The sequence below is a fragment of the Pseudomonas sp. Seg1 genome, assembly GCF_018326005.1.
GTDB lineage: Bacteria > Pseudomonadota > Gammaproteobacteria > Pseudomonadales > Pseudomonadaceae > Aquipseudomonas.
Genome location: NZ_AP021903.1, coordinates 2,023,801 through 2,050,639, shown reverse-complemented (window position 1 = coordinate 2,050,639; position 26,839 = coordinate 2,023,801). Strand labels below are relative to the sequence as shown.

At 57.6% G+C, this 26,839-nt stretch carries 23 protein-coding genes and 1 pseudogene; 20 read left to right on the top strand and 4 right to left on the bottom strand.

Annotated features, from left to right (window positions below; all coding sequences use genetic code 11):
* Nucleotides 1-32 precede the first annotated feature (32 nt).
* Nucleotides 33-824: a hypothetical protein gene (locus KI231_RS09160; RefSeq protein ID WP_103303799.1), complete on the top strand. Its 792-nt coding sequence runs from the start codon at nt 33-35 to the stop codon at nt 822-824.
* A gap of 96 nt (nt 825-920) precedes the next feature.
* Here the strand turns inward: KI231_RS09160 and prmB are convergent, their stop codons facing one another.
* The gene (gene prmB, locus KI231_RS09155; RefSeq protein ID WP_103303798.1) at nt 921-1,829 is read right to left on the bottom strand and encodes a 50S ribosomal protein L3 N(5)-glutamine methyltransferase; all 909 of its coding nucleotides are present in this window, start codon (nt 1,827-1,829) and stop codon (nt 921-923) included.
* Between the two features lie 239 nt (nt 1,830-2,068).
* On the opposite strand from prmB, the gene KI231_RS09150 reads away from it, so the two are divergent.
* From KI231_RS09150 to KI231_RS09140, 3 genes are all read left to right on the top strand, one after another.
* Nucleotides 2,069-2,659, top strand: coding sequence for a cysteine hydrolase family protein (locus tag KI231_RS09150; protein WP_053118675.1), 591 nt, complete (start codon nt 2,069-2,071; stop codon nt 2,657-2,659).
* A 141-nt stretch (nt 2,660-2,800) separates the two neighbouring features.
* Complete coding sequence (locus KI231_RS09145; RefSeq protein ID WP_096822944.1) at nt 2,801-3,121, top strand: hypothetical protein; 321 nt, start codon at nt 2,801-2,803, stop codon at nt 3,119-3,121.
* Between the two features lie 74 nt (nt 3,122-3,195).
* A complete protein-coding gene (locus KI231_RS09140; RefSeq protein ID WP_213028037.1) occupies nt 3,196-3,753 on the top strand; it encodes a Smr/MutS family protein in 558 nt (185 codons plus the stop codon).
* A gap of 150 nt (nt 3,754-3,903) precedes the next feature.
* On the opposite strand, the gene KI231_RS09135 is transcribed toward KI231_RS09140, so the two are convergent.
* Nucleotides 3,904-4,611 (bottom strand): hypothetical protein, encoded by a 708-nt coding sequence (locus tag KI231_RS09135; protein WP_249412108.1) that lies wholly within the window; start codon nt 4,609-4,611, stop codon nt 3,904-3,906.
* A gap of 305 nt (nt 4,612-4,916) precedes the next feature.
* Here KI231_RS09135 and KI231_RS29930 point away from each other — a divergent pair.
* From KI231_RS29930 to KI231_RS09125, 3 genes and pseudogenes are all read left to right on the top strand, one after another.
* Nucleotides 4,917-5,177 (top strand): annotated as a pseudogene (locus KI231_RS29930) (site-specific integrase); the annotation flags it as partial.
* A 22-nt stretch (nt 5,178-5,199) separates the two neighbouring features.
* The gene (gene folE, locus KI231_RS09130; RefSeq protein ID WP_213028761.1) at nt 5,200-5,745 is read left to right on the top strand and encodes a GTP cyclohydrolase I FolE; all 546 of its coding nucleotides are present in this window, start codon (nt 5,200-5,202) and stop codon (nt 5,743-5,745) included.
* A gap of 103 nt (nt 5,746-5,848) precedes the next feature.
* Nucleotides 5,849-6,220 carry a glutaredoxin family protein gene (locus KI231_RS09125; RefSeq protein ID WP_213028036.1) on the top strand — a complete coding sequence of 124 codons (372 nt, stop codon included), beginning with the start codon at nt 5,849-5,851 and terminating at the stop codon, nt 6,218-6,220.
* 165 nt (nt 6,221-6,385) lie between these two features.
* Here KI231_RS09125 and KI231_RS09120 read toward each other — a convergent pair whose 3' ends face one another.
* A complete protein-coding gene (locus KI231_RS09120; RefSeq protein WP_213028035.1) occupies nt 6,386-7,552 on the bottom strand; it encodes an aminotransferase-like domain-containing protein in 1,167 nt (388 codons plus the stop codon).
* A gap of 82 nt (nt 7,553-7,634) precedes the next feature.
* On the opposite strand from KI231_RS09120, the gene KI231_RS09115 reads away from it, so the two are divergent.
* The 8 genes from KI231_RS09115 (at nt 7,635) to KI231_RS09080 (ending at nt 21,282) form a co-directional block, all read left to right on the top strand.
* A complete protein-coding gene (locus tag KI231_RS09115) occupies nt 7,635-8,081 on the top strand; it encodes a MarR family winged helix-turn-helix transcriptional regulator (protein ID WP_213028034.1) in 447 nt (148 codons plus the stop codon).
* Nucleotides 8,082-8,396: 315 nt separating this feature from the next.
* A complete protein-coding gene (locus tag KI231_RS09110; protein ID WP_213028033.1) occupies nt 8,397-9,746 on the top strand; it encodes an NCS2 family permease in 1,350 nt (449 codons plus the stop codon).
* 90 nt (nt 9,747-9,836) lie between these two features.
* The gene (locus KI231_RS09105; RefSeq protein WP_213028032.1) at nt 9,837-10,466 is read left to right on the top strand and encodes a LysE family translocator; all 630 of its coding nucleotides are present in this window, start codon (nt 9,837-9,839) and stop codon (nt 10,464-10,466) included.
* 469 nt (nt 10,467-10,935) lie between these two features.
* Nucleotides 10,936-14,484, top strand: coding sequence for a calcium-binding protein (locus KI231_RS09100; protein WP_213028031.1), 3,549 nt, complete (start codon nt 10,936-10,938; stop codon nt 14,482-14,484).
* Nucleotides 14,485-14,628: 144 nt separating this feature from the next.
* Nucleotides 14,629-16,464 carry a hypothetical protein gene (locus KI231_RS09095; RefSeq protein WP_213028030.1) on the top strand — a complete coding sequence of 612 codons (1,836 nt, stop codon included), beginning with the start codon at nt 14,629-14,631 and terminating at the stop codon, nt 16,462-16,464.
* 183 nt (nt 16,465-16,647) lie between these two features.
* Nucleotides 16,648-18,339: a hypothetical protein gene (locus KI231_RS09090; RefSeq protein WP_213028029.1), complete on the top strand. Its 1,692-nt coding sequence runs from the start codon at nt 16,648-16,650 to the stop codon at nt 18,337-18,339.
* 70 nt (nt 18,340-18,409) lie between these two features.
* Nucleotides 18,410-20,239, top strand: coding sequence for a hypothetical protein (locus tag KI231_RS09085; RefSeq protein WP_213028028.1), 1,830 nt, complete (start codon nt 18,410-18,412; stop codon nt 20,237-20,239).
* Nucleotides 20,240-20,325: 86 nt separating this feature from the next.
* Nucleotides 20,326-21,282: a hypothetical protein gene (locus KI231_RS09080; RefSeq protein ID WP_213028027.1), complete on the top strand. Its 957-nt coding sequence runs from the start codon at nt 20,326-20,328 to the stop codon at nt 21,280-21,282.
* A gap of 134 nt (nt 21,283-21,416) precedes the next feature.
* On the opposite strand, the gene uraH is transcribed toward KI231_RS09080, so the two are convergent.
* Nucleotides 21,417-21,770 carry a hydroxyisourate hydrolase gene (gene uraH / locus KI231_RS09075; RefSeq protein WP_008080901.1) on the bottom strand — a complete coding sequence of 118 codons (354 nt, stop codon included), beginning with the start codon at nt 21,768-21,770 and terminating at the stop codon, nt 21,417-21,419.
* Nucleotides 21,771-22,200: 430 nt separating this feature from the next.
* On the opposite strand from uraH, the gene puuE reads away from it, so the two are divergent.
* The 5 genes from puuE (at nt 22,201) to KI231_RS09050 (ending at nt 26,721) form a co-directional block, all read left to right on the top strand.
* Nucleotides 22,201-23,127, top strand: a complete 927-nt coding sequence (puuE, locus tag KI231_RS09070) for an allantoinase PuuE (protein ID WP_102359073.1) — start codon at nt 22,201-22,203, stop codon at nt 23,125-23,127.
* Nucleotides 23,124-23,639, top strand: a complete 516-nt coding sequence (uraD, locus tag KI231_RS09065; protein ID WP_103303785.1) for a 2-oxo-4-hydroxy-4-carboxy-5-ureidoimidazoline decarboxylase — start codon at nt 23,124-23,126, stop codon at nt 23,637-23,639. The genes puuE and uraD overlap by 4 nt, the downstream gene beginning before the upstream one ends.
* 87 nt (nt 23,640-23,726) lie before the next feature.
* On the top strand, nt 23,727-24,722 hold the full coding sequence (gene alc, locus KI231_RS09060; RefSeq protein WP_095191513.1) for an allantoicase: 996 nt from the start codon (nt 23,727-23,729) through the stop codon (nt 24,720-24,722).
* A 136-nt stretch (nt 24,723-24,858) separates the two neighbouring features.
* Complete coding sequence (locus KI231_RS09055; protein WP_007960648.1) at nt 24,859-25,362, top strand: ureidoglycolate lyase; 504 nt, start codon at nt 24,859-24,861, stop codon at nt 25,360-25,362.
* A 51-nt stretch (nt 25,363-25,413) separates the two neighbouring features.
* Nucleotides 25,414-26,721: a urate hydroxylase PuuD gene (locus tag KI231_RS09050; protein ID WP_213028026.1), complete on the top strand. Its 1,308-nt coding sequence runs from the start codon at nt 25,414-25,416 to the stop codon at nt 26,719-26,721.
* Nucleotides 26,722-26,839 lie beyond the last annotated feature (118 nt).

Below are 26,839 nucleotides of genomic sequence, written 5' to 3'. Positions count from 1 at the left end.
GACAAGCAGGGCTTGGACAGGATCTCGCCGTTATGACTGATACCCAGACTTCACCCGACACCACCGCTGAAAAAGACGCACCGCCAGCGGTCGAGCTGCCGTGGGCGGATGTCCACGTCGAGCACCATAAAATGCTCCGCCTGGCCCCGCTGCAGACCGACCGCCACACCGGTGGACGACCGCTGCGTTTTGTCGAATTCGGTTACGCCGAGCGCCACAGCAAAGAACACAGCCTGATGCGCATGGCGATCAAATTGCCGAGCCAGCGGGTGCGCAAAGAACAGAACCATCTCGATGTGTGGGCCGATCACACCACCAAACGTGTGCATTTCGGCCCGGACAGCGGCTTGCAGATCGAACCGTTGAACCGTGGCATCGGCCGTTTCGTCGCCGCGCAAGGTATCAACTGGGCGAAGAAGCGCTGGCCGACCTATACCGTCGACGGCATGGACTTGAACAACAAGGACGCGCTGAACGAAGACACCCGTCTGCGCCGCGATCATTTTTTGCGCGTGCATGGGTTTGATGTGGTGTACGCCGATGCCCAGCATTTGAAGGGCAGCATCAAGGACGTGCAGGTCGGTGATCTGCTCGGTGACTGGAACAGCGAGAAGCTGCAGATCGTCGAGATTCTTGAAGCGGCGCAGATGCTCCAGCAGGCTGAACAGAATCTGGCTGAACAGGAAGTGAAGCTGAAGAAGCAGGATGAGAAAGTCAGCAAGTTCAAGCGTGAAGACGCTGGGCTGCGCTTTACCATTACTTGTCTGGTGGCGTTTGCGGTGTTTCAGGCTGGTTTGCTGATCTGGATTGCTACGCACCGGTAACACATTGAGACCTAGGCGTCCCCATCGCGGGCAAGCCACGCTCCCACAGGTTTTGTTGATCGTTCCCACGCTCCGCGTGGGAACGATCAGTATCGGTCAGACGCGGGAAGCGAACAGCGCCTGATGATTGCGGCACTGTTCCGCCGTCAGCATGAACACGCCATGCCCGCCACGCTCGAATTCGAGCCAAGCGAAGTCGACCTCAGGGTACAACGCGTCAACGTGCACCTGGCTGTTGCCCACCTCAACAATCAACAAACCCTTCTCGGTCAGGTGATCCGCCGCTTCAGCGAGCATCCGCCGCACCAGGTTCAGACCATCGTCTCCGCAGGCCAGACCAAGCTCCGGTTCGTGTTGATATTCGTCCGGCATGTCGGCGAAATCTTCCGCATCGACGTAGGGCGGGTTCGACACGATCAGATCGAAACGCTGACCCGGCAGACCATCAAAGCCATCGCCCTGCACGGTGTACACGCGCTCATCGACACCGTGGCGCTCGATGTTCTGATTGGCCACTTCCAGAGCTTCGAATGACAGATCGGCCAGCACCACTTCGGCGTTCTGAAACTCGTAGGCGCAGGCGATACCGATACAGCCTGAGCCGGTGCACAGATCAAGAATTCGCGCAGGCTCGTTGCCAATCCACGGCGCAAAGCGGTTTTCGATCAGCTCGCCAATCGGCGAACGCGGAATCAACACGCGCTCGTCGACGATGAACGACATGCCGCAGAACCACGCTTCGCCCAACAGGTAAGCGGTTGGAATGCGCTCTTCGATGCGGCGCTTGAGCAGGCGTTGCAGGTTGACCAGTTCGTCGTCTTCCAGCGCGCAGTCGAGATAGCTGTCGGCGATTTCCCACGGCAGGTGCAAGGCACCGAGCACCAACTGCCGGGCTTCGTCCCAGGCATTGTCGGTGCCATGGCCGAAAAACAGATCCTCCCCATGGAAGCGGCTGACGGCCCAACGGATGTGGTCGCGCAGGGTACGAAGTCGGGAAGTGATCACGGGGCAAAACTCCAGAAAAAACGACTGGCGATTCTACCAGCCAAAACGCGCCACGACGACGAAGGAAAAATACCGGCGCGACGGTAGGAGTTTTCTGTTTTATGCGACAGCTATTGAACAGAACGTGTAACTTGACAAGGCTGCAGGCCAGTAACGACGGTGCCTACGATGGTAGCGATTCACAGAAGCGCTCAGCCAGAGGACAATGTCGCAAAAGCCCCACCCCAAGGAGCCCCAGAATGTCCGTTCCAAAAACGATGTTTCAACTCAGCGGTCGCGGTTACGCAGCGGCCACGTTGAGCCATGCCACCGTGGTCATCATCGATGCCCAGAAAGAATATCTCAGCGGCCCACTGGCCCTGAGCGGTATGGACGCGGCTGTCGCGAACATCAAACAAGTGGTTGCCGCCGCCCGTGCAGCCGGTCGGCCGATCGTGCATGTGCGTCACCTCGGCACCGTCGGTGGCCTGTTCGACCCGCAGGGTGAACGCGGCGAGTTCATCCCTGGCCTCGAACCGCAGGGCGATGAAACCATCATCGGCAAATTGCTGCCGAGCGCTTTTCATGGCACCGAGCTGCTCGATCGTCTGCAGAACCTTGGCTCGCTGGACCTGATCGTCTGCGGCTTCATGAGCCACTCCAGCGTCAGCACCACCGTACGCGCAGCGAAGAACCTCGGTTTCCGTTGCACTCTGGTTGAAGACGCCTGTGCCACTCGCGACCTGCCCTTCAAGGGCCGCGTGCTCAGCGCCGAACTCGTGCAGGAAGCCGAAATGGCGATCATGGCCGACAACTTCGCCACCCTCGCACTGACTCAAGACCTGATCTGATCCGCTCACATCACGCTCTGATGAGCGGCTCACAGCGCCGCTCATCCGCAAAATCCTCTCATTTGCCGCAAATGCCATAGCCTCAGGAACAACCCGGTCAACTCCCGGTCGAAGGGCCGATACCCATTGAGGAAGGTCGGAATGAAGTTATCCGATGGATTTGACGCACGCCGCTTGCGGCCCAAAGGCCAAAGCAACTGGCGTTTTCGTTTCGGCGCGGCGATCGCGGCCATTCTGGCAACGTTCGGCGTGCTGCTGGCACTGGCCGGAGCCGCCAGCCTGCTCGGGCACCCGCCGGCACTCGGCGACTTGAATGCCACGCCAATGGGCTCGGCAATCATCCTGGCAGTCGGTTTGCTGTTTCTGTATTTCGGTGTCGCCCTGTGGCGTCGCTGCCGCCGTCGCGCACGGCAATCGCGGGAACTGAACATGTCCCCGCATCTGATGAAAAAACACGACTGAATCACTGGCCTGGCTTTTTGCCGGGCCGTTTCGTTTCGACTTGGGTAAACTGGCCGCCCTTCGCGGAGGCTGACATGCAAGACGACGATTTTTCCCTGTTCAAAAGTGCGATCCAAGGCGTCAAGCCGATCAAGCACGACCGCGCCGACACCGGCAAACCCAAGGCTGACCGCGCACAGATCGCCAAGCTGCGTCAATCCGCCACCGTGCGCACCGATTCCACTACCGTTGACGGTCTGTCCGATCAGTTCGTTATCGACGTCGGCCCGGAAGACGAGTTGATGTGGGCCCGCGACGGGGTGCAGGAAAGTCAGATGCGCAAGCTCAAGATCGGGCAGATCCCGTTCGAAGGCAGCCTCGATTTGCACGGCATGAGTGTCGAAAAGGCCCGGGAAACGCTTTGGGCTTTTCTCGCTGAAGCGACCAAGTTCGAAATTCGCTGCGTACGCGTCACCCACGGCAAGGCTGTGCGGCTGGACGGCAAGCGGCCGATGATCAAAAGCCACGTCAACACCTGGTTGCGCCAGCACGCGCAGGTACTCGGTTTCTGCTCGTGCCAAGCGAAACATGGTGGTGCGGGGGCGGTTTACGTGATGCTTAAACGCACCATGATGGAAGGTCGCGACGAATAATCGCGTTACACCGAACTTGCAGGGTCGTCGTTCCTACTACCACTGCCCAGCGGTTTGACGGCTGGGCTATGGCGATCCTGCGATCTTTTCCCTCAATTTTCGGCAGTCGGCTTTGCACCCACTGCCAGCGCTAGACGCGATAACCAGGATTCAATGAGTGACAGGCGACAGCGCATCGTTTGCTGACGATGAGGGCACATAAACTTGATTGCTCTGCTCATGTTCCTCTTGGTAAGCCTTTTCGATACGGTAGGTAAGTTCTTCTTCGAGGTTGTCATAGTCGACATTTTTGCCGTCCTCGTCGCGCAGACCACCATAGTTGAACACTACAAGGTGCTTACGAAAGCCTTTACCCTTACGCGCACTTGGCATTTTGAAAAAGATCTTCCACCGGCTGTCATTAAAGTTCGGCAGGGTGTCAGCCTTTTCGGCAATGATATGAAGTACCGTATTGAGTTGCATCTGAGCTATCCCGCTGTACGATTCGACCTCTGTGGCTTCAATCGATGTGTAGGGAACTAACCCATCAGCATTGAAAAACCAGATGCCCTTGGCCTTGAGGATCATCAAAGTTTGTGAACCAGCGTTGCGATTCAGCCACGCCATGCCCAGGTACCATAACGAACACACTAGCAGCAGCGCAGCGATTCCATTGGACTCCATACGGAACCCCTGGATGGCCATCGCCAAGAATACAACTCCACCTAGTAAAGCTCTCACAGGCACGCGGCGACGCTCTGTGAACGCCATATCATTGATTGAACTTTCCATGATTTTCCTTTGGCTAATAGGTGCGAAAATCGCATCCCGGTAATGCAAAAGGCCCTTTCGGGCCGTCATTTTAATTGAATTTTTCACCCAACTTTTCTTGCCTGCGAATGCCTAGGCTCAGCCTCGACACACAGCACCTCTGCGGGTTCTTTACAGGGTAAAGGCGAACGTGGCCTTCGTGTCAGTAGCACCTTTGCAGGTTATTAGAGGTCGTGAGAATGGCCAGTGCCGCCATAGCAAGGTTGACGTTTTTCGCGATTTTACTCGATAAAATCGCTGACGTGAGAGATCTACTCTGGCGCTCTGGATGTCGGTGAGCGTATTGGGGGCGGGTTATTTTTCTGCCATTTAAACACCTGTCGCGGGCTGAGCGCGCATTCGAACTGACCGACAAACACTTCCAGGCCGCGCTGACCGAATTGGGGATTCGCGCCCGCCGGCAATACAACTGCCGACACACTTACGCTACCATGTGCCTCATGGCGGGTATGAACCCTGCGTTTATTGCCACTCAGCTCGGTCATAGCGTTCAGATGTTGCTATCGACTTACTCCCGATGGATCAATTCCAGCACCGACTGGGGTGAACTCGGTAAGCTCGAAAACAGCTTGATTGGTACAAAATTGGTACAGACAGAAACAGTACCCCTCTGAAACCCTTATGGAATCAGCCCCTGTGACACTGGAACAGAACTACACCGCGATTCTCGGCCAACTGGGCGAGGACGCCTCCCGCGAGGGCCTGCTCGACACGCCAAAGCGTGCCGCCAAAGCCATGCAGTACCTCTGCCGCGGTTATGAACAGACGCTCGAAGAGGTCACCAACGGTGCCCTGTTCAGCTCCGACAACAGCGAAATGGTGCTGGTCAAGGACATCGAGCTGTACTCGTTGTGCGAACACCACCTGCTGCCGTTCATCGGCAAGGCCCACGTTGCGTATATCCCGAGCGGCAAAGTGCTGGGCCTGTCGAAGGTCGCGCGCATTGTCGACATGTACGCCCGTCGCCTGCAGATTCAAGAAAACCTCAGCCGCCAGATCGCCGACGCGGTTCAGCAGGTTACCGGCGCGCTGGGCGTTGCCGTAGTGATCGAGGCCAAGCACATGTGCATGATGATGCGCGGTGTCGAGAAACAGAATTCGTCGATGATCACCTCGGTGATGCTCGGTGAGTTCCGTGAAAACGCAGCGACTCGCAGCGAGTTCCTCAGCCTCATCAAGTAACTTGCTACAGAAAAAAACCGGCGTTGATCGCCGGTTTTTTTTCGTCTGCGAAAAATCGGGTAAGCTGCGCGCCTTTCTCAATGTGTACCGTGAGGCTTTCAACGTGTTCGTAAAAGCGCTTCGTGTCGGCCTTGGCCAACTGATCATTTTCGTCGACTTCATCACCCGTCCCGGTAAGAAAAACCGCCCCGCCGCTGCTCAGGCTCAAGTAGACGCTGCGGCAAAGGATCTGACCCTTTATCAGTTCCACGCCTGCCCGTTCTGCGTGAAAACCCGCCGGACCCTGCGTCGTTTGAATGTGCCAGTGGCGCTGAAGGATGCGAAGAACAATGAGCAGGATCGTCAGACGCTGCTGGAACAGGGCGGCCGGATCAAGGTGCCTTGCCTGCGCATTGAAGAGAATGGGCAGACGACCTGGATGTATGAGTCCAAGGTGATCATTGAGTATCTGGATAAGCGGTTCGCGGCGGTCTGATGTTGATGTTGTGTTGCTGATGCCCCCATCGCTGGCAAGCCAGCTCCCACTGTGATCTGTGGCGTTCACAAAACCTGTGGGAGCTGGCTTGCCAGCGATGGAGCCCGCACAGGCTCTGCAAATCCCAGACAAAAATAAACCGGCCCTTGAGCCGGTTTATTTTTCTCAGGCCGCCTCGGCCGCCTGCGCCTGGCGCACCACCGCCGCCAGTCGTTTGAGCCCCTCATCCAGTCGCGCCGGATCGATATGGCTGAAATTCAAACGCAGATGCCCGAGATTTTTATCCGGATCGGGAAAGAACGGCTCGCCCGGCATGAACGCCACATCATTGGCCAACGCTTCGTTGAGCAATGTCCGCGTATCCAGCGGCTGCTTCAACGTCAGCCAGAAAAACAGCCCACCCTGCGGCACATTCCAATCAGCCAGATCGGCAAAATGCGTTTCCAATGCCGCCTGAAACCCGTCGCGCCGCTCACGGTAGAAACCGCGCAATTGACTCAAATGCTGCTGATATTTCTCACTGCCAATCCACTGCAAGGCCTGCCACTGACCGATGCGATTGGTGTGCAGATCCGCTGATTGCTTGAGCTTTAGCAGGTGCGGAAACAGGTCAGGGCTGGCAATCAGGTAACCGACACGCAAACCGGGCAGCAAGGTTTTCGAGACCGTACCGGTGTAGATCCAGCTGGATTTTTTCAGGCGCCCGGCAATCGGTTTGGCGCTGCCGCCGTCGAAAGTCAGTTCGCGGTAGGGCTCGTCTTCGATCAGGGTCACGCCGAACTCGTCGAGCAACGCTGCAACGGCGGCGCGTTTGGCTTCGCTGTAGCGCACAGCTGACGGGTTCTGGAAGGTCGGAATCAGGTAGATGAACGCCGGGCGATGCTGCTCCAGACGACTGCGCAATTGCGCCAGGTTCGGGCCATCGGACTCTTGCGGCACGGTCAGGCAATCAGCACCGAACAGCTGGAAAATCTGCAGCGCGGCGAGATAGGTCGGCGCTTCGAGGAGGATTTCCGTGCCTTGGTCGATGTACAACTTGGCCGTCAGATCGAGGGTCTGCTGCGAACCGCTGACCACCAGCACCTGACTCGCCTGACAGTCCAGCCCAAGCGCCCTCGCCTGCGCTGCCAGCGCCTCGCGCAATGCCGGTTCGCCCTCACTCATGCCGTACTGACCGAGGGACAGCGGCATGTCGGCCCATTCGACTTTCGGCAGCATGACCTCAGCGGGCAGACCGCCAGCGAATGACATCACCTCCGGACGCTGGGCCGCGGCGAGGATTTCACGGATCAAAGAACTTTTAAGGCGCGAGACACGTTCGGAAAAAGCCATGGCGGTCACCTGTAGCGAGGCGAATGAAAAATAAGTCAAACTGATTGACTGAAATTACGACAGCTTGAGCGAGTACGTCAACATGCTTGACCTTAAAAATCCCAGTAGTCAGCAACAGGCCATGGAAGCGTTTTTCTTCGGCTACCAGGCCTTCACCGCCAAAGCTGATGAAATGCTTGAGCGCCGCGGCTTGTCACGAGTGCATCAGCGGATCGTGTTTTTCATCGCCCGTTATCCGAATTTGAGCGTCAAGGAGTTGCTGGCTTTGCTCGGGGTGAGCAAGCAAGCGCTGAACATGCCGCTGCGCCAGTTGCAGGAAATGCATCTGGTCGACAGCGTGGCATCGCAGGCTGACAAGCGTAAGCGCCTGCTGGAATTAACGGCCGAAGGAGCGAAGTTTGAACAGGCGTTGCGGCGTGAGCAGGTGAAGTTGCTGGAGCGGGTATTTGCCGAGGCTGGGGAGGCGGCGGTGAATGGCTGGCTGGCGGTCAATCTGGCGCTGGGGAACAGTCAGACGGTTCTCGACTGATTGATCTGGCCTTATCGCTGGCAAGCCAGCTCCAACAATGGTTGGCGGTGCACCCAGATGTGCAGAACGACTCAAATTTGTGGGAGCTGGCTTGCCAGCGATGAGGCCCTCGAAGGCGATATATCCCTATCGACGGACCTTTCGTAAACAAAACCAAAAACAATATTTGCTTTATTTGTACACAAAAGCATAATCCACAGCGTGCGAGTTCCTGACCGCATGGTCAACAAATTCGCGTATGCCTCAAAGGGCCGCTGCCACCCCTCATGGGTCCGGCCCTGGAAATAACAATAAAACTCTTGAGGAGTACTCGCTGTGGAAAGCCGCAAATCCGAAGCATCGACGCTGGACCTCTCGCCGCCGTTACGCAATGGCCTGCTGGAGCGCATCTTCAAACTCAGCTTGCATGGCACCACGGTGAAGACCGAGCTGATTGCCGGTCTGACAACCTTCATCACCATGGCCTACATCATCTTCGTCAACCCGAACATCATGGCCGATGCCGGGATTGACCACGGTGCGGCCTTCGTCGCCACCTGTATCGCCGCCGCGCTGGGCTGCCTGTTGATGGGCCTGTACGCCAACTGGCCGGTGGGTCTGGCACCGGGCATGGGCCTCAACGCGTTCTTTACTTACACCGTGGTCGGCACCATGGGCTATAACTGGGAAACCGCGCTCGGTGCGGTGTTCGTTTCCGGTGTGTTGTTCATGATCCTGACCTTCTCGCGGATTCGCGAATGGTTGCTCAACAGTATTCCGGTCAGTCTGCGCTTCGCGATGGGTGCCGGTGTCGGCCTGTTCCTCGGGCTGATCGGCCTGAAAACCGCCGGCATTGTCGTCGACAGCCCGGCCACGCTGATCAAACTCGGCTCTCTGCGCGAACCCGGCCCACTGCTCGCCGCGATCTGCTTCCTGATGATCGCAATCCTCAGCTACCACAAGGTGTTCGGCGCGATCCTCATCAGCATCATCACCGTGACCCTCGCCGGTTGGGGCCTGGGCATCGTGCATTACGAAGGGATCATGTCGACCCCGCCTAGTCTGGCGCCGACCTTCATGGCCATGAACGTGGCCGGTGTATTCAACGTCAGCATGATCAGCGTGGTGCTGGCCTTCCTCTTTGTGCACATGTTCGACACCGCCGGGACCCTGATGGGCGTGGCCCAGCGCGCCAATCTGGTCAACGCTGACGGCCGTATCGAAAACCTGTCCCGCGCGATGAAAGCCGACAGCGCATCCAGCGTATTCGGTGCGGTAGTGGGCGTTCCGCCAGTAACCAGCTATGTGGAAAGTGCTGCCGGCGTGGCCGCTGGTGGTCGGACTGGTCTTACCGCAGTCGCCGTAGGTGTGCTATTTATAGCGGCAATGTTTTTCGCACCGCTGGCCGGCATGATTCCGGCTTACGCCACCGCCGGTGCATTGATCTACGTTGCGATGCTGATGATGGGCGGCATGGCCCATATCGAATGGGATGAAGCCACCGACGCCATTCCGGCCATCGTCACCGCAATCATGATGCCGCTGACCTTCTCGGTCGCCGACGGCATCGCGCTGGGCTTCATTACTTACGTGGCGCTGAAAGCCGGCACCGGTAAGTACAAAGAGATTTCCGTGAGCTTGTGGGTGCTCTGCGCGATCTTCATCGCCAAGTTCATCTTCCTGTAAGCGCTACGCGGTTCCGCTTCAAATCAGCCTCACCCTCGCGGGTGGGGCTTTTGCGCACTCGTAATACCCACAAAAAGAAGGAGCAAAGTGATGAGTCTGGAAACCTGGCTGCTGTTCAGCGGCGCTGCACTGGTGGTGATCCTCATTCCGGGGCCACTGTCATTGCTGATGATCAGCAACAGTCTGAATTACGGTCTGCGTCGTTCATACCCGGCGTTTCTCGGCGGTGTCTTTGCCTCGATCTGTTTGCTCAGCGCCTCCGCGCTGGGTCTGGGCGCCCTGCTCCTCGCCTCGGAAAAACTCTTCAGCGCGCTGAAAATTGTCGGTGCACTCTATCTGTTCTACCTCGCCTGGCAGAGCTGGCAGCAATCGCGTCAGCCCTCCACAGGCGCTGAAGTGCCGCAAGCAGCGCCGGTACCGCGTTTCCGCGCGCTGTTTGGCCGTGCTTTTGTGCTTGGCGCGAGCAATCCGAAGGACATCCTGTTCTTCGCTGCATTCCTGCCGCAATTCCTCAGCGCCGAACAACCCTTCCTGCCACAACTATTGGTGATGATCGCGACCTGGACCGTGCTGGACCTGCTGTGCAAACTCGCCTACGGCCTCGGCGCCCATGGTGCAGCGCGGTATCTGCGCAGCGGTAAAGGCCAGAGCTGGTTCAATCGCATCAGTGCCGGATTGTTCGGGGGAGCGGCAGCCGCTTCTTTGATTAGCAGCCACTGACAAGTTACGGCAAACTTACTGATGATGTTGTTAAATAGCCATTCTGATTGCAAAACAATTGCAGCCAGTATGGCTATTTTTATCACTCCGTACACTTTGGCGAACAGCGGCGCTTGGCGACTATCAGGAACACTTCGAAAAACCTTATTATAAGTCACCAGCGCAGCAAAACTTTGTGCAGCGATATGTTGCCCAAGCCACGAATACAAGCAACAACATCCACTCCTCCGCTTCGCAATACGGTCTCTTACCCGATCGAGACCAGGAAACAAAGGCAAAACTCGCAGCCTGGCCTTGTCACGGCAAGAGAACCCTGAAACTTATTTCACACCTTATTGTCACTTCCACTTACCGATTGATTCTTACAAATGCAATACATCGCAACAACCCGGCGATATACACCAGTCAAAAATCAACAGTAGTATAGCCACGCCACTCAATATATATTTCGCCGAACAAGGATGTTCAAATGGCCACTCTTATACAAGAGCCTGAAATACAGCACGACTCCGTTGTCATTAACGATATTGGCCCTCAGCCTGCCAATGCGCGCACGGAGTCCACTCTCGATCTGAAAACAGCGAGAAATAACGCTACCGATACATCAAGTAAAACCTACACCAGCCAACTGAATCTCAACGACAAGCTTTTCGGGCCACTTGAAATTGGCCAGGTTTCGGTGACTCGGGTAGCTCTCGATGCGCTGGGTGCAAGAATCGACGGCCAGCCCCTGAACGGTGACAACACCTTCTTTCGAGTACCCAAGCGCTCTTTCGTCAATTCTTTGCAATTCAGTTTGACCGACATCGAAACCCATATGAAAGCGGCCAGTGGCAGAGACAGTTATCTGCTGCCAAATCTGCTGTTCGACATCGCCAGTCGGCGACCATTAACGTCTCCGCGCATGATCAGGGAGAATCTTCAAGCCACGGAAGATGCGGCCAGCCTGCGCGGCAAACTCGAGAAGCTGTTGAATGCAGCGCACAAGCTGGATTTGCGTCACGCCTCCTTGCCAAAAAACACCCCGGTCTGGGTTCAGAAGGTAAAAAGCTATTCCGCACTCGGCTCCAGTGTAGGGATTCAGAGCTTCGGGATATTCATGGGCATACGGGGCGTATACGAGGCTATCAAAGCCGATAACGTCCATGAAGCGGTTATCAATGGCACGGGGATAGTAAGCGAAGTCGGCTCCATTGCTGTTGACGTGACCGTTACGCATGAGGCCTCGCGCATGATCAAGGCCGGGCAACATGCTTTCAAGGATTTCGCCAAGACCCGATTCGCCGTCAGGCTGAGCCGCTCCGGAGGTCTGATCGGGGGAGCGCTGACGTTGCCGTTCGATATCTTCACGGCGATCAGATCCTTCACCGCAGCTGAAAACACCACTGGCAAGCAAGCCCTGGATCACTACGTCAGTGGTGCTCTGAGCATCACCAGTGCCGCCATGACCGTGATCCTTGGCGCCGCAGCAATGGCCGGTTTCTCCTCCGCTGGCCCGGTGGGCCTCATAGCGGGGGTCATGCTGGCAATCGGGTCTCAGGTGTATGGCGCGGTACGTGCGGTGGATGACATCGATGATTACATCGAACTCTCCATTGCCGAGCGTTGGGAGACCGGATTTCTCGCGTTCTGCCTGCAAGGACCAGCGACCGACGTTCAGAATCGGTTTCTGCTCGCCAAAGCCAAAATCGATCACGGCAAGCAATTGAAGGAAACGGCGAAAAAATTGCTGGAGGGGCAATTGAAGGACACCACCGAGGCCATTGTAAATGGCAGCTTCGATGTGGAACTGGAGACAACACCCATCCAGAAGCAGAATTGGTGGACCAAGGAATGGCACTGGGACAGCGTTTCTTCACCAAAGATAAAAGACGGAAACGACACCATTGACGCCCGCGAAGGCGTAACGGACAAGACCCCCGGCGCAGAAATAGGCACTGCGGGAGAAAACAAAGGTGTCGTGTGGTTCATGGGCGGCGGTGATGACGCCATACAAGGGGTAGAAAAAAAACCGAACGCTTTCTATTTCAATGCGGGGAAAAAACAACTGACCGGCGGCGAGAAGGACGACCACTTCGTATTCCAGGGTGCAGTTGTCAGCGATCCGGAAGATGAACTGGCTGATCGCTGGACATTACGTGGTGGTGCGGGCAACGATTCGCTGATCCTGGGCAAGGTTGAACAGAAAAACCGTCATTGGTACAAACCTGTGGCCCGCTACAACATTGATTTAGCCGCCGGCACGATCGAAGCAATCGTTTTGGATCGAGCCACCGGAAAAGAGTTGAAGCGTAGTGCGCACAGTACCCTCGAGAGCATCGAGAATGTCGAAACCGTCGCCGGTACATCCAGCACAGTGACCGGGACCGATGAGCGCAATGTCCTCAAGGCGCGAGGCAACGACATCATCCGGGCGGGGGCTGGCAACGATCAGATTCATTTGCTGCAAGCGGGTGCGTCAGCCTGGGGTGGAGCCGGTGTGGATGAATATTTTATTGACAAAGTACCGGGCACACTTTCTATCTTCGAAGACGGAGAAGAGGACAGTGTGATTGTGCTGAATTTCAGAATGGAGTTGATCGACCACTTTATCGTGATGGAGGACGGCTCACTGATATTGATGCTAAACGCTGACAGCCATGAGAAAACCAAGTTAGTCATTGCGAACGTCTACGAACAAAAAGACGGCGAACTTCGTATAAAAAACAAAAAAATAACTTTTTTCACCAAGGACCAATTCTACCTCGCGCCTGACTTTCCTGAGTCGGTACACAGACTTGGATATGTGACTCTGGAAGCGACTATCTTAAAGCATGGCACTCCTTTACAACCGATCTTCCTCTATTCCGGCGTTTGCAAAATCAAACACAAAAACTATGCGACTTATTACATCCCGCGCAATGAACACCCTGTTTTCTTTGATTCAATCAAACGCACAGAGGAAAGTATAAAAATCTATCTGGAATACGCCAGCAACGAAATTACCAACGTAGAGCTCGCTTGCGGAATGGGGGTCAAGACCAACTGCCTTCATGGCTTGACCAATCTGACCTATCACTTCGGCGAAAAAAAGCTGACGTTCTCTACGTTTTCGAGTTTTGACGTTGCATTGTACGGCACCGACAAGATGGAACGCTTCCTCGAAGTACTTGCCGAGGGCGTCCAGCAGAAGTACGTGCTCGTATTCAATGATGGCTTGATGACCAGTCCCCGAATCACAAAAATCATACCGCCCACTAAGGATGACTACTCTACGGACGGCTATGCGCGATGGAAAACCCTGCAACCTTTCTCGTCAAACTACCGTGCGAGCTGGCCGCCTCTCGATCTGCCCGAAAACGAGGCTTACACATTAAGTTCCCGGGGTGCCTGCATCAATTTCTCCCCCCTTTCCGAGCAAACCGCGTTGGAATGTCTGGAAGGTCAAGGCGGGACCTACATTCTTCACCTCGCTGCCAACATGAACCTCAAAATCGCGACACCAGGTGGTTTGGCCAGTGCGAGTGTCAGATTGCCGCATTCGTCCACTTGGGAACTGGATGCCACAGCGTTGGGCAATGTCGAGATCAAACTTGAAAACAACAAACTCCATATCGGCACTTGCACAATCCATCTTCCGGAATACGGCAGTGAAGACATCATCGACACCGTGCATGTCATTGTCGAAAACGGGATCATTAAAACGGTCGACCTGTCATTCGACCTGATTACCATCACAGGCGTCGACGCTCGATACTTCGTTGAACCACCAGGACCTTCCGTGGCGCTCTCGGGAGTTTATTCTCAAGTGGCGGAACTGGAACTGCCGGTGAGAAATGCCACCCTCAAAAATTACCCGACCTTTGAACTGAGCTACAGCTTTCCAAAACGTCGTTGGGCCACCAAGCCCTATATAACCAACATCATTAACAGATCACATCTCGATATTTCCGGCCGGTGTAATCATCAGCTACCCAAACCACAACTGACACCGCTTCAAGAATCAATAATCGCCTTTGATTCGGTGCCTGTCTCTTAATCCGCTCGACTTACAACTGTGTAAATCCAGCGCACTCTGACAAACCAACAGCTTTTCAATTTTCCCAGCCCCGACCCTGTCGGGGCTGCACTCAAGTGCGCGTCAAAAATGTGATGAAACGTTCATCAAATGGAGTATCCGTTCATGGCCAAATCGCCCAAAAAAATTCCGAAATCTTCCGCAGGCGACGCGTCGACGCCCACCACCCGAACTGGCGTTGATCTTCCCTCCGGTCACCGATTCCCGGATCTGCATCTGCCGGACGGTGACCCGACACCAGGCCATTCAGCGCGTCAGTCACAGATCCCGGTGGTTGAACAGCCTAACGTTATCGTGAGCAATCTGCCCGGTCACAGCATTGATACTTATGGATTCGCCCGCAGTGAAATTGCCTGGCCACAAAGTCGCTACAACGAATTGGTCGCTCTGGGAGCAGATACCGGACTGTTCAGAGGACCAGACCTGCGCACCTATGCGGAAATAGGCAACGAAGGCCGCTTTCTGGTTGAGCTCAATGAACGCGGTGTTTACCACGTGCCCCTGTCCTTTGCACCCGGAGTGCCCGGCCCGATTTTGACCAAAGTTGAAGGTCAGCCACGCTGGCGCATCGAGCGGCCGGGCTGGCAATCGTCGCCGACAGCAGCGGCTTCCATAACGCCAAAACCGCCGACCTACTTAGCCCCTCATTTGGCAGCGGCATTGACCAAGGCCGACCTGTCATCCGACGGAGTCCGCTACGACAAGCACAAGAAAACCTATGTCGACACGGCAGACGGCACGGTAATGGTGCGCAAGAACAACGATGGCGCCTACCGCGAGACGTCCGCCAGCGAACTCTCTCCTTCCGGCCCCGAACTTGAAGCCGTTGCCGGAACGAAACTCTGGCGACGCAAGGCCCTGGACACTGCCGAACCCACTCGCACCGCTGACGAACCGACGCCTGGCCCGAGCAAGCGTGCACGGCTTGACGACCCGCAAGAACCTGAGGCTCCGACAGCCGCAAACAGCGCCATCATGGCTGAGCAAACGCCTTACTTCTGGTTGCCATGGGGCCATCTGCATCAGCCCACCACTGGCGAATCCATCCAGCTCGGCTGGCTGCACTATTCAATCGTACCTGTCGGGTCCGCACCCCATCGCCTGCCCAAGGTGTACTACTTGCAGCACCCGGAATTTGCGCCCACACACTTCGCTGGCTTTGAGCGGATGCTGCAAACGGCCCCGGAACTCCAGCCGGTCGCCACTTTCCGCATCGGCACCGAGCCGGGAGAAGTTCGCCCCGGCAAGCGCCTTTTCGAGAAGCCGTTGACCCAGTCCGTCGCCGAGACCTTTATCGACTTCTCCAATTTCACGGCAAGAGCCGTCGCCCGCCGACTGTTCGAACTGTCGGATGATTCACCCACCGTCACCGGCACCGGACTGAGCAACATTCAGAATGTCTTGAGTCAATGGAACCAGAAGCCCTTCCCCACAACACCGGCGTTTGCCGACCCGCTGAACATGCTGCCGGTGGCGAACTCCATCGAGGTCTCGGGAAAAAAAGTCATTCCGTTGCACCCGCAGGTCGAAGGCGATTTGCAGCGACTGATGTTTGACCCGCAGCATTTTCCATTCGAGTGGAAGAACTACAAGAAGGAGCCGACCGATCTGAACCTCAGGCGTCTGGTCGGCGCCTTGCTGATTCGCAGCAGCTATGACGTTTTTCCCCTGACCCACGACCATCGCAAGCCGACGCTGGTCTTCAGGCGGAGCAATCATGACGAGGTGTTTTTTCTGAAACTGGGCACGGTCGAGCATATCGGTCTGTCCCATACGCCTGGCAACGAGCTGGCTGATCCGGGTTTATCTGCCCGAATCGGCAGCGAGGCCTATACCGCCCTGAGCACCGCTGCGGTAAAAGGCAAGGTTGTCTGGCTGATTGGCGGGGTGATGAAAGTCGAATCGAACCCGGAGGCGGTCTTTATCCTCAGAGAGCGCTGACAGCCACAGTTGCCCTCGCCGCTCTGTCGGCGAGGGCAGCCTCTGCCTTGACGCATAAAGGCGTTCACTTCGTAACGACTTGCATCATTTGCCGTCAGTGCAAGACATATATACCGCACGCCACCTCCCCCGATTCCCCAGCATTAGCCCTTTGAAGAACCCGTACTTCACAGGAGCATCGCAATGGCGAAATCGCCCAAGAAAATTCCGCTTTCACCTCAGCCCGATAACACTGCGAACCCCACCCGACCCGTGACCGAGCCACCGGGTGGCAGCCACGGCGATACTGGGCACTCGGTGCCGGCGCTGACCGGCACCGAGCCGACACCCGGGACCTCGACAGGAAGCGGGGCCGACGTACCCGGCCGGCACTCGAGCGTCATCATCAGCCAGATGCCTGAACCCGAACCTCACGTGCCTGCACGGCGGGCGTCTGCAGAGGACGACCCACGCCTTCCGGGCGCCAGCCAGGCGACACCTGCCATCGACTCAGCCATCGGAACGGATCTGCGTCCCGCCACGTTCATCGATCCGGCACTGGCAGCTCTGCTGACCAGTGCCGACAGCTCGGCGGAGGGGATCCGTTACGACAAGCACAAAAAAACCTATGTCGATCTGGAGCACGGCACGGTGATGGTACGCAAACACCCGGATGGCAGTTATCAGCAAACCCATCCCGGCGAATTGAGCCCGACCGGCGAACGGGTCGAACAGATTCCGGGGTCGAAACGCTGGCGCCAGGTAGCGCCGAACCGTTCGCCTGTGGACGCTGATCCGGTGCTCGTCGAGGCGAATGAACCTACGCCAGGTCCCAGCAAACGACCACGTCTGGACGAGCAAACCAGCGCGGCAGAAGAAGCCGGGATACTCGTGGAAAGTCTTCTGTCCCGGCAACCGGATGCACTGGATCTGTCGGCCGGGCAATGGCGCAACTGGGGCAAAAACACCCCTCCGGAATCGGGCGCCTCCATCGAAATAGAGGGTGCGCATTACCCAATCGTGGATCAAGGCATCCACCCCGTTACGGGCCTGGTCTATTTGCAACACCCAGGCTTTGCGCCCGGGCGCTACGACGCGTTTGAACAGATGCTTCGCCTTGAGCCCTCGCGCCAGCCGAAATGGGCGCTACACCGCGATGGCCAATGGAGGGTGCTGGAGAACCATTTCCCGTTTGAAATGCCTCTCAAGCAGTACGTCGCCAATTCGTTCAAATACCTCTCCGATCACTCGCAGAGCAACCTGGCGCGCGCCGTGTTCGACCAGAGTCACCCGTTGGGCACGGTGACCGGGCATGGCCTTTCGGTGATGACCCTGACCTTTCGCCACTGGATGGATCGCATCAACAACGAAGCGCCTATGCGCGGGCTCATGGATCCGCTGCTGATGCTACCGCCCCTGCCTGTTCAGCCCTTCACCATGGTGCCGGGAGGCGTACTTTCGTTGCCCGCGCCCTCCCCGCGTTTTTTGCAGCGAATCGACTTTGACCCGCAACAGTTCCCTCTCGAATGGGGCACCTACGCAGCGGCCCCGACGGGTGCCAGCCTGCGCACGTTATTCAGCACAGTCCTGCGGCAGAACGGTTACGTCATCAATACGACCCCGCGGGCGATGAGCGAAGGCGCCTTGCTGTTTCACCGCGAAGGCGTCGCCGCGATATTCGTCCTGAAACTGCCACGCGTCACTGGCAGCACGATTGCCCGTTACAGCGTGCCCGGCGCGGAAATGTCCAGCCCGGCCTTCCTGGCAAAACTCAGCCACGTGTCCCGACAGACATTGACCACCCATCTGGCGCAGAACCAGATCGTATACCTGGTGGGCGGCACGCAAGAGATCGCCCCGGGCAAACCGACGCTGTTCATGGTGAGAGAGGGATGACCGTAGACCGAGCGTCCACTGCCTCACTCGCCCACTGCGCCGCAGCAGTCCAATTGAAGAGAAAACCTGTATGGCCAAACCACCGAAAAAAATCCCTATCACCTCTGCACCCGACACGTCTGTGGAGGTTACCCGAATCGTTACTCATGAGCCTGCCGGGCATCTTCCGCATACCGGCGGTTCCGACCCGATAGGTTCGATCATTCGCGCCCCTCACTCTGACGCCGGGAATCCTTCGCCAAACGCAAACCAGCAGCCGCCAGGGGTTACCATCAGCAATCTGCCGGAGACTGTCGCCGCGTTGCTGGAAGCCAATATGCGCGCAATCACCTGGCCGGCCAAAAACGCTCACTTGTTGCGCGCAATCAGCAATCCCCGCGGGTTGTACGAAAGCCCGGACGGCGATACCTATGCCCACATCGCCGACGAAGGCTACTTTCGCGTCGACCGTCAAGCCGATGGCCGCTACCGCATGCACTGGCCAGAGGGCCTCGGCGAAGCGGGTCCGCTGCTCACGCAAGTCGAGGGCCAAGCCTACTGGCGCCCCGCGCCATCCGCTCGGCCCGTGCCCGCGGCGGCGAGTGTCGAGACAGCGGCAAATCCTTCGCCGCCACGCCCTTTGCCCGCCGATCAGGCGGCCTGGCTGACCAACGCGCAAACCACCTGGGACGGCATGCGCTATGACAAACGCAAAGCCACCTATGTCGACATGGAAGACGGCACAACCTTTATGGTTCGCAAACATCCGGAGGGCGGCTATCAGCAAGCCTCCGCCCATGAGCGCAACTCGCTCGGCGCGCGGGTCGAGCAGATTCCAGGAAGCAAACGCTGGCGAACCCGACAGGACGACGAGCAGTTGCCGGGGTCCAGCAAACGTGCGCGCCTGTCCGCCCCTCAACAACCCACGCTGGCACGTCCGTCGTCCGGCCTTACACCTGATGCACAGCCCTCGACCGGAGCCTGGAGAAGCTGGGGCAAAACCAGCAAACCGGAGTGGAATGACTCTATCGAAATAGACGGTCTGCACTATGTGATCGTGCCGCAGCGGATGCAGGCCGATACGCTGCTCGTCTATCTGGAAAACCCGCTCTTCACCCCTGGCCGATACGACGCCTTCGAGCAAATGTTGCAGACCGACCTGTCTCTGCAACCAAAGTGGGCGGTTAAGACCAATGATGCCTGGGCAATCGTGGAGCAACGCCCGTTTGAGGGATCGCTGACCGGGTATGTCGGTAAAACCTTTCTGGATTTGTCGCAGCAGTCGTCGAATGCTATCGCCAGAACCGTGTTCAATCAGGCGAATCAATCCGAAGTCATCAACGGTGATGGCCTGCGCATTCTCTTCGACACGCTGTATCACTGGGAGAACAGAACCACCTCGACCGCACCTAGGCCTGAACTGGCCGACCCATTGTTGCTGCTGCCCATCCTGCCGGCACAGCCCAGCGTCGATCTGCTGGGGCACAACCTTGTGCTCCCGCTGCCGTCCGGCGAAGCCTTCCAGCGACTCGATTTCGATACCAGCCGGTTTCACCAGCAATGGCGCGACGCGCTGGACACGCCGGGCGCCAGTTTGCGCGCGATGTTCAGCGACCTCCTCGAACACAGCGGGTATACGGTCGATCGCACCAGCCGCATGTTCAGCGATGACGCGTTGCTCTTCAAACGGGAAAACCTCGACAGCGTATTCGTCCTCAGATTTCGCCCCAGCGCTGCCGACGGCACGCTGTATCGAGCCATGGACCCGGCTTCTGAACTGACCGGCGAAGGCTTCAGGAGCAGGGTCGAGAAATCGAAATGGAGCCAGATGCTCGAGCCCGGCAAGGTCGTCTATCTGGTCGGCGGTACGCAGCCAGTCTCTGCGCAACAGACGTTGCTCTTCATTGTGAGAGAGGGCTGACGTTCAGCGGCAGGCACACCTGTTTCAGGCGCACTGCGACGTGCAGTGCGTAACCCGGACCCATCACGAATATCGAGCGAAAAAGAATGGCCAAAACACCGAAAAAACTCCCTGGCACCGTTTCACCTGACTCGTCCACGCCCCCTGCGCGGCCTGTGACTGAGACGCTTGACGGCACTCACAGAATTGCCGGCAGCACTGACTCCGTCTTTCCCGCAGCAGATCAGCCCTTTGCACGCGTTCGCGAAAGTACAGACGAAAACAACCCGGTCTCGGCGGTTTCCGTCAGCAATAGGCCCGCAACGTCGTGGCCAACGCCGGATAACGCTCGGCGATCGATTACCTGGCCGGCGGATCAAGTGCATCTGTTGCGGGCACTGACGACCGATAGCGATCTGTTCATCAGTCCGGATGGCAAGACGTATGCCTATATCGAAAACGAGGGCCATTTTCTGGTTGAACGCCAACAGGATGGCCGCTATCAAGTGCCTTTCGACTTCACACCGGACTTGCCCGGACCTTTTTTGCATAAGATCAGCGGTCAGTCATCGTGGCGCTTTGAACTGCCGGCCTGGCTTTCGGCGGACTCGCCAGCAAGCCTTTCTCCTGCGGCCATCACCGCGCGCGCATCCGCGAAAACACCCAGCGCTCTCGCGCCTCATCTCGCTGCGCGGCTATCAGACCCGGCGGCGTCAGCGCAGGGTATCCGCTATGACAAGCACCGCAAAACCTATGTCGATACGGCTGAAGGCACCGTCATGGTCGGCAAAAACGCCGAGGGTGAGTATCAGCAGACTTTTGCCAGCGAACTGAAACCTTCCGGCGAACGGGTTGAACAGATTCCCGGAACAAATCGCTGGCGCCGCAAAGTAGCGGACGCCACAAGCGCCGCCGAGCATACGCCGACGAATAATCGACGACTGGCCGAGGAATCGCAGGCAGACGAGTCAGGCCCAGGCAAGCGCCCGCGTCTCGCCGGCGAAAGCGAGACCTTATCGGATCATCATCCGGATACGTTCAGCGGTGATCGCCCAGCCACATAAATCTCACGAAAATCCAATAGAGAGTCACCCCGCCCCCCGTTCAACAGGCGAAAAAAAGCCCGCAGTGTGAGCGGGCGAAAGACCAAAGAAGCTATATGCGCAGTCGCTTCCCGGTGGGGGCAGCTGCTTGGGGGTCAGCTGCCCCGATACGTGGAATAGCTGTAAGGCGAGATCAGCAATGGCACGTGGTAGTGATCCTGTTCGGCAGAGATGCCGAAACGCAGCACCACCACGTCCAGAAACGCCGGTTCCGGCAGTTGCACGCCACGGGCGCGGTAGTAATCGCCCGCATGGAACTGAACCTGATAAACGCCGGTACGATAGTCATCACCTTGCAGCAGCGGTGCATCGACCCGGCCATCGCTGTTGGTCACGGCACTGGCGACCAATTCCAGTTGCGAACCTTCAACGCGGTACAGCTCGACCTTGATCGAACTGCCCGGGCAACCGTGTGCAGCGTCCAAAACGTGTGTAGTCAAACGTCCCATTGATTCTGCGCGCCTGGCCGCAAAGAGCAGTCAGACCTCGCGCCTCCCGAAGTCAGATAAAAAGGAGACCGCACCGTTTCGAAGCACGAAAAGTTGCGGCGAGCGACTGATTAAGACACTTTTCAAAAAAATTGTACACAATAAAAACGACATTTTTCACATCACCCCCGCCATCCGGGACTTTCCCCGCGTTCTGCCAGCGAAGCGCTTGATCATTGAACCTCCTATCCATTAGCTGACTGGTCAGGCAGGTTTCTTGCAGGCTCACGCCACTAACAGCAAAAGATGACAGTCGGTGAAATTTGCGAAAATTCAGGCTTACAAATTGAGAATAAAGTTGTATACAATCAGCCCATCGCTGTGACGCCAGCCTGCACACTCACCGCCGGGCCGTTACACAACCTGTCAACGAATAAGAAGGAAGACTGCAGTGAGCGCTGACTACCCACGCGACCTGATCGGTTACGGCAGTAACCCTCCTCACCCACACTGGCCGGGCAATGCCCGCATCGCCCTGTCCTTCGTACTCAATTACGAAGAAGGCGGCGAGCGCAACATTTTGCACGGCGACAAAGAATCCGAAGCTTTTCTGTCCGAGATGGTTGCTGCTCAGCCGCTGCAAGGCGCGCGCAACATGAGCATGGAATCGCTTTACGAGTATGGCAGCCGCGCCGGCGTCTGGCGGATCCTGAAACTGTTCAAGGAATTCGACATTCCGCTGACCATCTTCGCCGTGGCCATGGCCGCTCAGCGCCACCCGGATGTGATCCGCGCGATGGTCGAAGCCGGCCACGAGATCTGCAGCCACGGCTATCGCTGGATCGACTACCAGTACATGGACGAGGCGCAGGAGCGCGAGCACATGCTCGAAGCGATCCGCATCCTCACCGAACTGACCGGCGAGCGCCCACTGGGCTGGTACACCGGCCGCACCGGTCCGAACACCCGTCGTCTGGTGATGGAAGAAGGTGGTTTCCTCTATGACTGCGACACCTACGACGACGACCTGCCCTACTGGGAACCGAACAACCCGACCGGCAAGCCGCATCTGGTGATCCCGTACACCCTCGACACCAACGACATGCGCTTCACGCAGGTACAGGGTTTCAACAAGGGTGACGACTTCTTCGAATACCTCAAAGACGCGTTCGACGTGCTCTATGCCGAAGGTGCCGAAGCGCCGAAGATGCTCTCGATCGGTCTGCACTGCCGCCTGATCGGCCGTCCGGGTCGCCTCGCTTCGCTCAAACGCTTTATCGAATACGCCAAAAGTCATGAACAGGTGTGGTTCAGCCGTCGCGTCGACATCGCGCGCCACTGGCACGAAACCCAGCCGTACCAAGGGGCCGCCAAATGAGCCGCTTTCAAACCCTGCAACCGTCGACCCTGAGCCGCGACGCCTTCGTCAAAGCCTTTGCCGACATCTACGAACATTCGCCATGGGTGGCCGAGAAGGCCTACGACCTGGGCGCAGACGCATCGATCGACGAGATCGAAACCCTGCACCAGCGCATGAGCGACATCCTGTTGAGCGCCGATCACGCCAGTCAACTCGCGTTGATCAACGCTCACCCGGACCTGGCCGGCAAAGCCGCCGTCCAGGGCCAACTGACCGAAGCCAGCACCAATGAACAGGCTGGCGCCGGTATTCACCAATGCACGGCCGAAGAGTTTTCTCGCTTCACCGAGCTGAACGACGCCTACAAAGCCAAGTTCAAGTTTCCCTTCATCATGGCGGTAAAAGGCAGCAACCGGCATCAGATCCTCGCGGCGTTCGAAACGCGCATTCACAATTCGGTCGACACCGAGTTCAAATGCGCGCTGGCGGAGATCAACAAGATCGCCCTGTTCCGTTTACTGACTCTTTAGCAAGCCTGACCCGAGTACATCAAACGCGGAGAGTACCCAGGGTCTTGCAAGCATCCCCAGCCAACTTATTAAAGGCAGACAAGAAGAATGAAAGCTTACGCCGTACCTTTCGAGAAGTTCGTCAACCTGGCCGATGCCCGTCTGGGCACCAAAATCATCTCGGTCACCGATGACTGGTTCGCAGACGCCAATCGTCTGTTTCAGCCAACCCCGGCCGTGTGGAAGGAGGGTGTGTTCGATGACAACGGCAAGTGGATGGACGGCTGGGAATCGCGCCGCAAGCGCTTCGAAGGCTTCGACAGCGCCGTAATCCGCCTGGGCGTTCCGGGCTCGATCAAAGGCGTGGACATCGACACTTCATTCTTCACCGGCAACTTCCCGCCATCGGCGTCTCTGGAAGCGTGCTTCCTGGCCTCGGGCGAGCCTGACGAAAACACCCAGTGGACTGAAGTGCTGTCGGCCGTCGAGCTGCAGGGCAACAGCCACCACTACCACGAAATCAGCAACGACAAGGCCTTCAGCCACCTGCGCTTCAACATCTACCCGGATGGCGGTGTCGCCCGTCTGCGCGTGTACGGCATTCCGTTCCGCGACTGGTCCGCTGTTGGCGACAACGAACAGGTCGATCTGGCAGCAGCCCTCAACGGTGGCCGCGCCCTCGCCTGCTCCGACGAACACTTCGGTCGCATGAGCAACATCCTCAACCCGGGCCGTGGCATCAACATGGGCGACGGCTGGGAAACAGCACGTCGTCGCACGCCAGGCAATGACTGGGTGATCGTCGCGCTGGGCCACCCGGGCGAGATCGAGAAGATCGTCGTCGACACCCTGCACTTCAAGGGCAACTATCCGGACACTTGCTCGATCCAGGGCGCTTTCGTCAAGGGCGGCACTGACAGCCAGATCGAAACCCAGTCGCTGTTCTGGCGCGAACTGCTGCCAAGCCAGAAGCTGGAAATGCACGCCGAACACACCTTCGTCGAGCAGATCAAGGCACTGGGGCCGATCACCCACATCCGTTTGAATGTATTCCCGGATGGTGGTGTGAGCCGCCTGCGCGTTCTCGGCAAGGTCGCTAAGTAAGGCAATGATCGTTCCCACGCTCTGCGTGGGAATGCATACCGTGACGCTCCGCGTCACAGCGGACGCGGAGCGTCCATGGCGGCGTTACCACGCAGAGCGTGGGAACGATCAACAGAATTCGGATAAGAAGAACAGCATGCGCACACTACAGATTGAACCGCTGACCAAAGAAGCCTTCGCCCCTTTCGGTGACGTGATCGAAACCGACGGCAGCGATCACTTCATGATCAACAACGGTTCGACCATGCGCTTCCACAAACTGGCGACGGTCGAAACCGCGACGCCTGAGGACAACGCGATCATCAGCATCTTCCGCGCCGACGCGCAGGACATGCCGCTGACCGTGAGCATGCTGGAACGCCATCCGCTGGGCAGCCAGGCTTTCATTCCGCTGCTCGGCAACCCCTTTCTGATCGTGGTCGCGCCACTTGGCGATGAACCTGTATCAGGCTTGGTCCGCGCCTTCGTCACCAACGGCAGGCAGGGCATCAATTACCATCGCGGCGTCTGGCACCACCCGGTGCTGACGATCGAAAAGCGGGATGACTTCCTGGTGGTTGATCGCAGTGGCACAGGCAATAACTGCGATGAGCATTTTTTCAAAGAGGATGAGCGTTTGATCCTCGCCCCCCACCAATAAGAGAAGGTCTGATCACTCGACAACAAGAGTGACAGGCGAGAGGTAAAGACTGTGGAAGCACATCTGTTGGAATGGCTGAACCTGAGCGTGCGCTGGGTTCACATGATCACTGGCGTGGCCTGGATCGGCGCGTCGTTCTACTTCGTCTGGCTGGAGAACAACCTCAACCGCGTCAACCCGAAAACCGGTCTGGCCGGTGATCTGTGGGCGATCCACGGGGGCGGTATCTATCACCTGGAAAAATACAAACTGGCCCCACCGTCGATGCCGGAGAACCTGCACTGGTTCAAATGGGAAGCCTACTTCACCTGGATGTCGGGGATCGCGCTGCTGTGCGTGGTGTTCTACTCCAATCCAACGCTCTACCTGCTGGCTCCGGGCAGCACACTGAGCGGCCCTGAAGGCGTGGCCATCGGTATCGGCTCGCTGTTCCTCGGCTGGTTCATCTACTCCTTCCTCTGCGACTCCGCTCTGGGCAAACGCCCTGCCCTGCTCGGCTTCATCCTGTTCGTGCTGATCATCGGCGCGGCGTATGGCTTCAGCAAGGTGTTCAGCGGTCGTGGTGCGTACCTGCACGTCGGCGCGATCATCGGCACCATCATGGTCGGTAACGTGTTCCGCATCATCATGCCGGCGCAACGCGCACTGGTCGCGGCGATTGCTGAGAACCGTACGCCGGACCCGGCGCTGCCGGCCAAAGGCTTGCTGCATTCGCGTCACAACAACTACTTCACCTTGCCGGTGCTGTTCATCATGATCAGCAACCACTTCCCGAGCACTTATGGCAGCCAGTACAACTGGTTGATCCTGGCCGGGATCGCAGTGTTGGCGGTGTTGGTGCGTCACTACTTCAACACCCGTCACGACAGCCACAAGTTTGCCTGGACTCTGCCGGTTGCGGCGGTGGGCATGATCACTCTGGCGTACGTCACCGGTCCTGTACCGATGTCGACCACTCCGGAAGTGGCCAAGGCTCCGGCAAAAATCGAGTACCAGCCGCTGCCGGAAACGGCACTGGGCGGTGGCGCGAAACCGGCTGAAGCGCCAGCACCCGCAGCAGCGCCTGCAGCAGCACCGGCGCAAGCCTCCAATGCAGGTCCGGCCTTCGACAAAGTGCACAACGTGATTCAAGAACGTTGCGCGGTTTGCCACTCGGCCAAACCGACCAGCCCGTTGTTCAGTGCGGCCCCTGCCGGTGTGATGTTCGACACCCCCGAGCAGATCCGCCAGAACGCGGCGCGCATCCAGGCGCAAGCCATCACCACGCAGATCATGCCACTGGGCAACATCACCCAGATGACCCAGCAGGAACGTGACCTGATCGGTGCATGGATCGCGCAGGGAGCGCAGACCAACTAAGCCACAAAAGCATCGCTGGCAAGCCAGCTCCCACAGGGTTTTGCACTGCCTGTGTGGGAGCTGGCTTGCCAGCGATTGGCCGCAACGCGGTTTACCTGATGCAAAGAAACAGCTGCGA